8 protein-coding genes and 1 pseudogene are annotated in these 11,493 nt (G+C 36.3%); 6 read left to right on the forward strand and 3 right to left on the reverse strand.

Features of this window, described 5'->3' with window-relative positions; genetic code table 11:
• Positions 1–184 precede the first annotated feature (184 nt).
• Both GSA01S_RS01975 and GSA01S_RS01980 read left to right on the forward strand, forming a co-directional pair.
• Entirely contained in the window at positions 185–1,120 is a 936-nt protein-coding gene (locus tag GSA01S_RS01975) for a metal ABC transporter solute-binding protein, Zn/Mn family (protein ID WP_066124317.1), read from the forward strand.
• 1 nt (position 1,121) lies between these two features.
• A pseudogene (locus GSA01S_RS01980) lies at positions 1,122–3,020 on the forward strand (pneumococcal-type histidine triad protein); the annotation flags it as partial.
• Positions 3,021–4,360: 1,340 nt separating this feature from the next.
• On the opposite strand, the gene GSA01S_RS01985 reads toward GSA01S_RS01980, so the two are convergent.
• Together GSA01S_RS01985 and GSA01S_RS01990 are read right to left on the reverse strand one after the other, a co-directional pair.
• Positions 4,361–5,794, reverse strand: a complete 1,434-nt coding sequence (locus GSA01S_RS01985; RefSeq protein ID WP_066124321.1) for a DUF2130 domain-containing protein — start codon at positions 5,792–5,794, stop codon at positions 4,361–4,363.
• A gap of 308 nt (positions 5,795–6,102) precedes the next feature.
• Positions 6,103–7,029: a nitronate monooxygenase gene (locus GSA01S_RS01990; RefSeq protein ID WP_066124323.1), complete on the reverse strand. Its 927-nt coding sequence runs from the start codon at positions 7,027–7,029 to the stop codon at positions 6,103–6,105.
• A gap of 736 nt (positions 7,030–7,765) precedes the next feature.
• Between GSA01S_RS01990 and mgsA the strand changes: the two genes are divergently transcribed.
• Entirely contained in the window at positions 7,766–8,158 is a 393-nt protein-coding gene (gene mgsA, locus GSA01S_RS01995) for a methylglyoxal synthase (RefSeq protein WP_066124335.1), read from the forward strand.
• Between the two features lie 221 nt (positions 8,159–8,379).
• Here the strand turns inward: mgsA and GSA01S_RS02000 are convergent, their stop codons facing one another.
• A complete protein-coding gene (locus GSA01S_RS02000; RefSeq protein WP_066124325.1) occupies positions 8,380–8,787 on the reverse strand; it encodes a NusG domain II-containing protein in 408 nt (135 codons plus the stop codon).
• A 146-nt stretch (positions 8,788–8,933) separates the two neighbouring features.
• Between GSA01S_RS02000 and GSA01S_RS02005 the strand changes: the two genes are divergently transcribed.
• The 3 genes from GSA01S_RS02005 to GSA01S_RS02015 all read left to right on the forward strand — a co-directional run bounded on the left by GSA01S_RS02005 (position 8,934) and on the right by GSA01S_RS02015 (position 11,325).
• A complete protein-coding gene (locus GSA01S_RS02005) occupies positions 8,934–9,548 on the forward strand; it encodes a 50S ribosomal protein L25 (protein WP_066124327.1) in 615 nt (204 codons plus the stop codon).
• Positions 9,549–9,612: 64 nt separating this feature from the next.
• The gene (gene queG, locus GSA01S_RS02010; protein WP_066124329.1) at positions 9,613–10,794 is read left to right on the forward strand and encodes a tRNA epoxyqueuosine(34) reductase QueG; all 1,182 of its coding nucleotides are present in this window, start codon (positions 9,613–9,615) and stop codon (positions 10,792–10,794) included.
• A 3-nt stretch (positions 10,795–10,797) separates the two neighbouring features.
• The gene (locus tag GSA01S_RS02015) at positions 10,798–11,325 is read left to right on the forward strand and encodes a tRNA (cytidine(34)-2'-O)-methyltransferase (RefSeq protein WP_066124331.1); all 528 of its coding nucleotides are present in this window, start codon (positions 10,798–10,800) and stop codon (positions 11,323–11,325) included.
• Positions 11,326–11,493: the final 168 nt, after the last annotated feature.

The following is an 11,493-nucleotide window of genomic DNA, read 5'->3' on the forward strand; positions in this document are numbered from 1 at the left end:
AATTATTAACAATCGAATCATAGGATTGTTCATGATAGTTCCTGTTGGTGCTGTAACAAAAAACGAGTCCACAATCATTAAGAAAATGTAAAAATTACTTTTTGTTTTAAAAAACGCTTGACTTAATAATAGATAATTATTACAATTTAAAACGTTGAGTTTATAATTAGAAAGGTTGAGAGAAATGAAAAAAATATGGCGAGCTTGCTTTTTAATCATGTTATTATGCTGTACGTCACTTATTCAACGTCCGGCCATGATTGCGAAAGCGAATGAACCAAAAGAATTAAATATTGTCACCAGTTTTTATCCAATGTATGCTATCACCAAAGAAATTGTCGGTGATTTGCACGAAGTTCGCGTTCTTAATTCTAGAAATGGTATCCATGGTTTTGAACCTTCAGCCAATGATATAGCGGCTATTTATGATGCCGATATTTTCATTTATCATTCTAATATTTTGGAATCTTGGACTAAAAATATTGCGGTTAATTTACAGAATTCATCCGTTACTTTAGTTGAGGCCTCAAGAGGAATGGCCATGCAGAAGGTTACCGGTTTAGAAGATATTGAAGAAATCAAAGGGATGGATAATGCGGCGTTGTATGACCCACATACATGGTTAGACCCGATTGAAGCTGGTGTTGAAGCGCAATTGATTGCAGATCGTTTATCGGAATTAGACCCAGACAACCAAGAGACTTATCAAGCGAATGCAAAACAATTTGTTGAACAAGCAGAACAGCTTGTTGCTAAATATCAACCAATTTTTGAACAATTGAAACAGAAAACCTTTGTTACCCAACATACGGCTTTTTCATATTTAGCCCAACGCTTTAATTTAAAACAGTTAGGGATTGCGGGTGTATCATCCGATATTGAGCCGTCATCAAAGAAAATTGCCGAAGTACAAAAATTTGTTAATGAGTACCAAGTGAAGACAATCTTTGTTGAACCCAACGTCTCTGACCGTGCCGCTAAAGTGATTGCGGATGCGACCGGCACAACCATTGTGGAATTGAGTCCACTAGAAGGCGATCCACTTAATACTGATCCATTTTTAGTGAATTTAGCAAAAGTATTAGAAACATTAAGCAGTCATTTACAACAGGAGGAATAGTATGAATTTCAAAAAATCATTATTAGTTACGTTATTAGCCAGTGGAGTATTCTTAAATCAAAATATAGTCTTAGCCGAAGAAAACAGTTCATCAGGTATGAATTATGTCGATGGCACTGAAGAAACTAGCTCATCAGGAATGGATTATGTTGATGGAGCTGAAGAAAACCAAACTGACAGTAATCATTCAATGACCGAATCACGCTCACAAGAAGAAGTCAATTTAGATGAAGGCATTGCCGCAGAACAAATTATTGTAAAAATTACCGAAGAAGGTTATGTTACTTCTCATGGAGACCATTATCATTATTACAATGGTGAAGTACCTGAGGATTCTATTTTCTTAGAAAGCATTGTGACTGAAGAGGACCTTGATTCTTTTGAAAAAGTGAGTGAAATTGCGAATGGGTGGATTGTCAAAAAAGACGATCAATATTATGTTTGGTTAGAAGAGGGCAAAAAAGCATCGACTGTACGTTCAACCGATGAATTGTTATTACAAGCGAATGGTCTTAATCCGAAAGATGCTAAGGCAATCGTGGAATTGAGAAAAGATTATCACTTAACTGACGAGAGCTTAATTATGCCGGTTGTAGATAAAACGCCTGAAGAAGTATTAAAAGACTTAGACTTTGAAGGACAACCGATTGTCGTTTATATTACTGAAAAAGAATATGTACTGTTAGTTGGCATTGACTTATATGTATTCAGTGGCGAAGTAGCAGAAGAAGCTTATTTTAGTGAATTATTATTAGCACCTAGCGATTATCAATTACAAGAAGCAGATGTTAAACAAGCGATTAAAGACGGTTTTATCGTAAAAATTGATGACCAATATAAAGTCTATCAAGAAAAAAATAATGACCATATTATGGATATCGACACGATTCTTCAACAAGTTAAAAAATCATTTGCTGAATTTCAAGAACAAGATGCATCACAACGTGATAAACGAGAAAAAGTGAATCATGTAAAAGAAGGCGAATTGTTGGGTGGATCAGGTTCAAGAGATGATAGTGGTAGCTATGTGACCAGTGATGGCTATGTGTTCAGCCCCTATGATGTTATTCAAGACTTAGGCGATGGCTTTATCGTACCGCATGGTAATCATTTTCATTTTATACCAAAATCTGACCTTACTGCTGCAGAGTTACAAATTGCGTTAGCTGTATTAGGTAAGAATGGTAACACTAAACCTTCGACATCTGATAATAGCGGTCAACTTGGTAACAATCATCAAAATAACCAAAATAACCACGGTAATCAAAATGGTCACACTAATGACAATACGATAACGGTTAAACCTACCGATTCTAACAAACCTTATACAACGAGTGATGGGTATGTCTTTTCCGTTGAATCCATTACGAAAGTAGAACGCCAAGGGATTATTGCTAAACATGGTAGTCATTATCACTGGGTACCTTTTACTGATTTAAATAAAAAAGAACTACAAGCTGCTAAATCATACATTAAAAAACATTTTGGGATTGATTTAGTTTTAGTCAATGAAAATGATCAAAAGGATAAAAACGAAGCGTCATCACCGCAAGAAATACCATTTAATGCTAAAGCGGTGTTAAGAAAAGAAACTCAAAATGGCCAAGTTGGTTATGTCTTTTTAGCAAATAAAAAAGAAGTCTTTAAACCAATAAGCGAATTAGATTATCAAGCCATTTCATTTGCAGAACAACAACTTAATTTAAATTCAGATTTAAAATATAAATTCGAAGTTGCGAAAGCGAATGAAGGTGAATTAGAACCTGGTTTATATGTTCCACTTAGTCAATTACCAATGCATGCGGGTAGCGCAACATACGATACTGGCGATTCCTTTATTATTCCACATATCGATCATATTCACATTGTGTATTATAGTGATTTAACCAAAGAACAAATCGCGACGGTTAAATATTTAATGCAACATCCTGAATATCGTCCAGCACCATGGACAGATGAAGGCCATGAAGACACTGTATCGAATGAGATTACTTATGTGCCTAATGTGACACCAAAATCTGAACGTGCTGGATTGAAAAACTGGCAAATCGTTCACAGTGTCGAAGAAGTAAATGCTGCCTTAGCAAAAGGAATCTTTGCGAATGACGAAGGTTATATATTTAGTCCAGAAGACTTAAAAGACAGTGCAACTTTTGTTTGGGATAATGGTACTGTGTCAATTCCTAAAAAAGGTGGAAGTGAATATTTCACTTTAGATACCAACCAATTACCAGAAACATTGAAAGCACAAGCTCAAGAGATTATTAAAGAAAGACAAAATAAAAAACAAGAAGATTCAACGGAAGCAGACAATCAACCAGAAGCAGAAATTTCAAATGCGACCTTGATTGAATATTTAGAAAAACATTATAATCTACCGCCTTTCTCAGTTTATTATCAATTTGAACCAGAAGGCTTTAAAGTCTATTATTCAGATGATGACTTTATCGTCATTGATAAAGCAGATGTACTTGCTGCGTATCAAGAAAAAGGCACATTACCTGAATTACCTAAGGCTGTTGAAGCAGAATCAACTACTTCAGAAGTGGATGGTGAAACAACAGAAATGAACCAAAACGAAAGTGCTGTGGAAGAAACGATGACCACTGAATCCGTTAATGGTGTTGTCGAATCAACTTCTGAAGTTATGCCTGAAGCTAATGTTGAAACAACGGTTGAAACCAGTGTCGAAGCACCTGTTGAAGAGACGAGTACTACAATGGAAGTCCCTACCACTACTGAAACAGTAGAGTAATTACCTTCTGGTCCACTCCCAACTGTGTGGAGTGCTCAGAAAAAGCGACAATGATCTATGTTGTTATATTGTGCCTGTTCTTTAATTTACGCCAATAAATTAATACTTTATTTAAAAACGTGCTATTAAACTAATCGGGTTCGATGGTACCAAATAGAAATAAGAAAAAGCGTTGAAGTCCTAGTAAGGAACCTCAACGCTTTTTTAGGATGTAAAATCCTAAGCAAAAGTCGTATAAATACCAAGCAACATCTCGAAAAGTTGAGGGTAGCTTGGTTTTTATGGTTGGACTGTGTGGCGGTCTCTCGAAAAAGAAAAATGAGCTAAAACATCAAGATTTCTTTTCCACAATCTATGTAAAACATTATGTGAAACATTCTTAAAAGACGTTCTATTCGCTAGCCTTTTTTGATGGTGAAGACACCGTGCAAATGGCTAGCCGATAGAAATAATCGAATAGTTTTATTCTTTGACTTGTTAATCAATTAGTCTTTCAATGCTTCGAATTTTGCGCGCATGGTGGGATTATTACGTGTTAATTTTTTCACCGTTAAATCATCCGCTTTATTATTTGCTAGACGCAAGTTATTTTCAGAAGATAATAAAGCAGCTTTAGTTTTTTCTAAATGTGTGATGGTTTTATCAATTTCATCAATGGCTGTTTGGAATTTTCGGCTGGCCAGGTCATAATTACGTGCGAAGGCTGATTTAAATTCTTCTAAATCTTCTTCAAAGTGTGCAATATCAATATTCTGTTCTCGAGTTAAAGCTAACTCTTGTTTATATTGTAGTGAGTTCATTGCGGCATTTCTAAGTAGACTAATAATCGGAATAAAGAACTGCGGGCGAATGACATACATCTTTTCATAAGCATAGGAAACATCAACAATTCCATTATTATATAATTCATTATCCGCTTCTAGTAAGCTGACTAAGATGGCATATTCACATTTCTTTTCAGTACGATCTTTATCTAATTCTTTAAAGAAATGTTCATTTTTCTTTTTAGTGGCGGTTTCGTCATTTTCATTTTTCATTTCAAACATAATTGAAATGATTTCAGTACCGTGTTCATCATATTCTCGATAAATATAATCGCCTTTACTTCCTGAACGAGCATCATTATCTTTCCCGAATTGTGCACGGGGAAAGGCAGTAGCGCGAATCTCATTAAATTGAATTTCGCAATGTTGTTCGAGACTTTCACCTACCATTTTAGTGGATTGTTTAGCTTTAAAGTCTTTATAGAAAGCAATGGTTTCATCTTTTTGCATTAATTGAATTTCATAGCGTTCTTTTAAGTTTTTTTGCTCAATTAAAGTTTCTTTTTCTTGTAATTGCAAACGATTGGTTAATTCATTAATTTCTTTATCTTTGGCTGTTACCAGTTCTATCGATGAAATTTTATGCGTATTCTCGATTTGTTTTAATTGAACTTCCAAGTCGGCAATTTGTTTGTCGCGTTGGGTCAATTGTTCGTTTAAATCCGCTTTAATTTGCGTTTCCTTTTCAACTAATGAAGCGGCATTTTTTTCTTTTTGTAAATCAATTTGTGCCTGTAACTTCGCTAAAGCCTGTTCTTTTTCAGCGATTAATTTGGTTAAAGCTTGCTCTTTGTCGTTCTTTAGTTGGGTAATTTCACGTTCTTTTTCTACTGTTAATTGAGAAATAACCTGATCTTTTTCGACCGCTAGTTGTGCTAATTCTTTTTCTTTATCATTTAGTTGTTCAGTTAATAGTTTACTGAATTTTTCTTCAGCAAGGGCAATATCTTTTTGATGTTCTTCATTAATTTGTACTAAGCGATTATGTAGTTCTTGATCAAATTCTGAAGTTCTAACTTGGCTCGCGATATTCGCATAACTGGTCTTATCAATTTGAAAAGTTTCACCACAATGTGGACATTTAATTTGGTGCATTTACTCAACTCCTTTGTTTGTCAATAGTATTGTATCATAGGGTGAGGTCAAGTTTCATCTTTGTATTAAATACGTAAATTTGCTGACAAATACTTCTTTAAAAGACAAACTGGTTGAATCCAGAACACTTGGGACTGAACTGACCCCCAAAATTAGACAAACAATTTAACTTTTGGTGACACTATAAGTTCTAACAAAAAGGTTGTAGTGGAATTTAAACCCATTTTACGAAAGGTTGCAATTGTTAAAAGATTCTAATCAGCACAAGACAAGTACGCACTAACATATTAAGCCCTAAAATCTGTCGATTAAATGAGTGTTCGATTTAAGACGGATTTTGCTTCTTGATAAATATCTTCAATAATGGTGTGAACCGGCTTAATTTCATTGATTATCCCGGCAATTTGGCCAGCCATTAGTGAACCATTCTCAAGGTCGCCGTCTTTAACTGCTTTGGCCAATGAACCAAGTGTCAAGCTTTCTAATTCATCCCGACTGGCATCATTATTTTCCAGTTCAATAAATTTCTCAGTCATTTGATTACGAAGACAACGGACTGGTGCGCCAGCTCGTGTACCGGTGACGACCGTATCGGTATCGATTGCTTTAAGTATAGCTTCTTTATAGCCTCTGGCAATCGGACATTCTTCACTCGCTAAGAAGACGGTTCCCAATTGAACCCCTTGCGCGCCTAAAGTGTAAGCAGCGGCCATGCCACGACCATCCGCAATTCCACCGGCCGCAATGACGGGAATTTTAACGGCATCAACGATTTGGGGAATCAGTGCCATAGTGGTAGTGCTACCGATATGACCACCTGCCTCGGTTCCTTCTGCAATAATCGCATCTACTCCTAATTCTGCCATCTTAATAGCATGTTTTACGCTCGCAACTACAGGAACGACTTTAATCCCGGCTTCTGTTAGATAGGGCATGACATGCTTGGGTGTGCCAGCACCGGTTGTGACGATTGGCACTTGTTCATCAATAATCACTTGGACTAATTCCAGAATATTTTCCATCATCAACATCAAGTTTACGGCAAAAGGACGATCGGTAATTTTTCTTAACTCGCGAATTTCATGACGTAAGGTTTCAGCGGACATGCCACCTGAAGCAATAATACCAAGTCCACCAGCTTGTGAAACGGCAGCGGCTAGGGGGTAGCGTGCAATTTGCGCCATCGCTCCTTGAAAGATGGGATATTGAATATTAAAAAGTTGTGTAATGGTCATAAGGCATCCTCCTAAAAGTTTGATTTATATTTCACAAGATAATCGTATCATAAAATTTATCACTTTAATAGATTTCGCTGGATAATTTTATGATGGAGTGAGCCTGAAGAAAAATAGATGGTTTTCTTTCTATCTATCGACCGCCGCCACAGTTGAGACTTGGCACGAAGTAGACAGTCGGATGCTTTTTGATGCGTCTGTCTAAAACTGTTGGGAGTGGACCAGAAGTAGGAAATCGAATGATTGAATTTGACCAAGTTGAGGTCTCATCTTTTTAAGACGCAGTTTGATGCTTTTCAACACACAGTTGAACATTAGTGAGTAATTCTTTGACTAGATTAATCAATTTGATACTTAGTCTCTATAAGCATTGTTTTATGTCGCTTAGCCATTGTGCATGTCATTAACCAAATTTTACCATGTTTATACCAGCCAAGAGAAGGAAAGCCATTTATTATATCAGACGGATTAAAATCTAAGAAAACCGCTCAATGGTACTAAGTGGAGAATGGGCATGAAAAAGAGCGAGTATCAATTTAAAAATGGGAAACTATCCCACATCATTGTCTGTTTAATTAAATAAATTATTAAAAGTGGGGCGATGGTCGTTTTAGAAGTGTGATAATAAATTAGTTCGTCCATGCATTATTAGAGAGTGTTCTTTCGATAGCGCTCACTTTACGCAATATGGTATAGTATAAGTATGAGAAAATGAATAAAGTGAGGTTAACTAATGATGAATATTGCCTTAATTGCCCATGATCAAAAGAAACCTATCATGATTGAATTAACAGAAAAATATTTAGATGTTTTGAGTCAACATACGATTTATACTACTGGAACTACCGGTAAAGTAATCAATGAAAAAACAGGGTTAGTCGTCAATCGCTTAAATTCTGGTCCATTAGGTGGCGACCAACAAATTGGTGCGATGATTTCCGAACAAAAAATTGAATTAGTTATCTTTTTACGTGATCCCTTGGCAGCACAACCGCATGAACCGGATGTCAATGCGTTAATTCGTTTGTGTGATGTCTATAATATTCCATTGGCTACAAACATCGGAACGGCCGAAGTATTACTAAATGCGTTACCGTTAGTAGAAGCAGTCGAAGAAGGCGCCATTTAATGATAAAAGGCGACATTGATTATAGAAGGTGACCTTTTAATATAAAAGTCGTCCTTGAATGGTAAAAGGCGGTATCGATTATAGAAGGTTGGCTTTAAATATAAAAAACACCCTTTAAAGTATAGAAGGCGGTATCGGATTATAAAAAAATAACGGCAAATGGGTATTCCAATTAAGGAATGCCATTTCCGTTAAGCCTGTTGTTTTATAGTGTGTATCTATCATAAAGGAAGGACTAATTCATCATCTTCGGGTTCACCTAGGACTTCGATAATTAAGCCATGTGGTAAGCAAATTGCAGTTTGACCGGGGCGTTTTATCCAACCGGTCATAACACCGATTTGGTCAGGAGAATTATCTTCTTTAATGCGAATGTGGTCACCCTCACGTTCGATAATATTGTATTGGTTATCGCCTGGATAATAAGTCTTTTGAACGTTTTCGGCTCCTTCATATAATTCGAAACGATCGACTTCTTTTCCATGTATTTTGACAATGGCATAATTGGTCACTTCTGGTTGCATTGAATATTGAATCGCAGTGACAATGGTTGGTAAAAAGGAGAGAAATAAAGCGAAGGCAATTAAGATATAATCCCATGGTTTTAGAAAAGTAATTATTTTTTTCATTCTATCACTCCTTTCATTGATCTTACTTGTTTATTGTATACAAAAGAAACATTTTTTGCTAGCCTTTTGATGAAAATTTTGGTATCATATTGTGTGTGCAACTATTAGCGCTATTAAATTAGGAATAGTAAGGAGATTATATTTATATGAATTTAAAAGCAGAATTAAGAACAACTACCGGAACTTCAGCTTCTCGCAAAGCACGTCAAGAAGGTAAAATTCCAGTAGCAATGTATTCTAAAGGGGAAGAAACCCAATCTTTATTAATTGACCGTCGTGAATTCGAAAACATCTTGAAAAAAGAAGGTGTTAATGCGGTATTTAATGTTGACATCGATGGTAAAACACAACAAGTTTTAATCAAAGACTTTGTTAAAGCTTCATTAAAAGATGAGTTCTACTCAGTAGACTTACAAGCTGTTTCAGCAGATGATAAATTACAAGTTGAAATTCCAGTGGTATTAGTTAACGAAGAAACTGTTAAAGAAGGTATCGTGGACTTATCATTAACAACTGTTTTAGTTGAAACAACACCAGCAAACATTCCTTCATCATTTGAAATTGATGTTAAAGGTATGGAAATTGGTGACGTTAAATACGCTTCTGATTTAGAAATGCCAGCTAATGTTGAATTAGTTACAGATACAGAAGAATCATTAGTGTCAGTCGTAGCTCCAACTGAAGAGCCAGAAGAAACAACTGACGAAGATGAAGTGGCGGAACCAGAAGTAATCGGTGAAAAAGAAGCAACAGAAGAATAATTTCTAGTAGGAAATGGAGGTTGGGGCGCAAGTCTCAACCTTTTTTATTGAAAGGGGGATGGTGATGGTAACAGCAAGTGCTCAGTTAAAAGAAGAAATAATTGCAGCCGCAAAAGAAATTGGCATCGATAAAATAGGTTTTTCAACAGCTGAACCTTTTGCTCATCTGAAAGCCTCACTTGAGGAGCAAAAAGCTAAAGGTCATACTTCAGGTTTTGAACATCCTAATATCGATGAAAGACTTTACCCAGAATTAATTTTTGACGGACCAAAGTCGATTATATCGATTGCTTTAGCTTATCCGAGTCGGATTAAAAATCCTTACCCTCAAGATCGTGAAAACCGCCGAGGGATGTTTGCCAGAGCATCATGGGGAACGGATTATCACCATATTTTACAAGATCGTTTGGATAAGTTAATTGCCTTCATTAAGACCAAGACCGAAACGGCTAATTTTAAACCAATGGTTGATACCGGCGAATTAATTGATGTGGCAGCTGCTCAAAGAGCGGGTCTAGGATTTATTGGTAAAAATGGTCTGCTGATCACCAAAGAATTTGGTTCTTATGTCTATTTAGGTGAGATTATTACCGACATAGAGTTTGAACCGGATACCCCCGTTGAAAATGGATGTGGGAAATGTACCCGATGTATCGATGCTTGTCCAACCAATGCTCTGCTTGGTGATGGTCGAATGAATGCCCAACTTTGTCTTAGCTATCAAACGCAAACCAAAGGTTATATGCCGAAAGAATTTCGTCGGAAAATCACTCATGTTATTTATGGGTGTGACATTTGTCAAATTGTCTGTCCTTATAATCAAGGCATTGATTCACACATTCATCCAGAAATGGAGCCAAATCCTGACCAAGTTCAACCCTTATTGAAACCGATGTTAACAATGTCGAATAAAGAATTTAATGCTAAATTCGGTGAAATGGCCGGTTCTTGGCGTGGGAAGAAACCATTACAAAGAAATGCGATTATTGCATTAGCCAATTATCGTGACCGTACTGCTTTACCATTATTATTAGAAATAATGGAACAAGATCCAAGACCGATGATAAGAGGTACAGCCGCTTGGGCGATTGCACAAATTCAACGTTATTACAATGTTTCAATGATACAATGCGTGGCGGATCAATTGGAGAAGGAAACCGACCCCGAAACAATACAAGAAATGACTGAGGCTTTAGAAACATTAAAGACTAAACGGATGCCTCGAGATGAGAAGAAAGTAGAGTAATCAATGAAAAATCATATCGCCTTATTTGAACCTTTAATGCCAGCCAATACCGGTAATATTGCCCGTACTTGTGCTGCAACGAACACGGCCTTACATTTAATTGAGCCTTTAGGTTTTAGTACCGATGATAAAATGTTAAAACGTGCTGGGTTAGATTATTGGCACAATGTCGAAATATATTATCATAAAAATTTAGATGCTTTCATGGAATGGTTAGGTGAACGTCGATTATATTTAATCACAAAGTTTACCCCTCATGTCTATAGTGAGATGAATCTAGCCGATGAAAGTATTGAGGAACAAGTGTTTATCTTTGGTAAAGAAACAACGGGTTTACCGATTGAGTTTATGGAAGCACATCAAGATCAATGCTTGCGGATTCCAATGAATGATGAACATGTGCGTTCTTTAAATCTATCTAACACCGCTAATATTATTATTTTTGAGGCTTTACGCCAACAACAATTTAAAGGCTTAGAGAAAGTTCACCATTATCGTGATACTGAAAAAGCACGCCAACTAGAGTGGTAATACAAAGAGTGAGGAATAGAAATTGCAGAACATTTGTTTTTGCATCTTGTCCCCACTCTTTTTTATGATGAGACGAAAGCGGCTATATCATTATGCGACCTGAATTCCCGCACTCCTAACGAGGCGGGATTTTTATACGGAGTGATTCAAATAAAACTTCTTGCTTAT

The organism is Globicatella sanguinis NBRC 15551, from assembly GCF_001552295.1.
Taxonomy (GTDB): Bacteria; Bacillota; Bacilli; order Lactobacillales; family Aerococcaceae; genus Globicatella; species Globicatella sanguinis.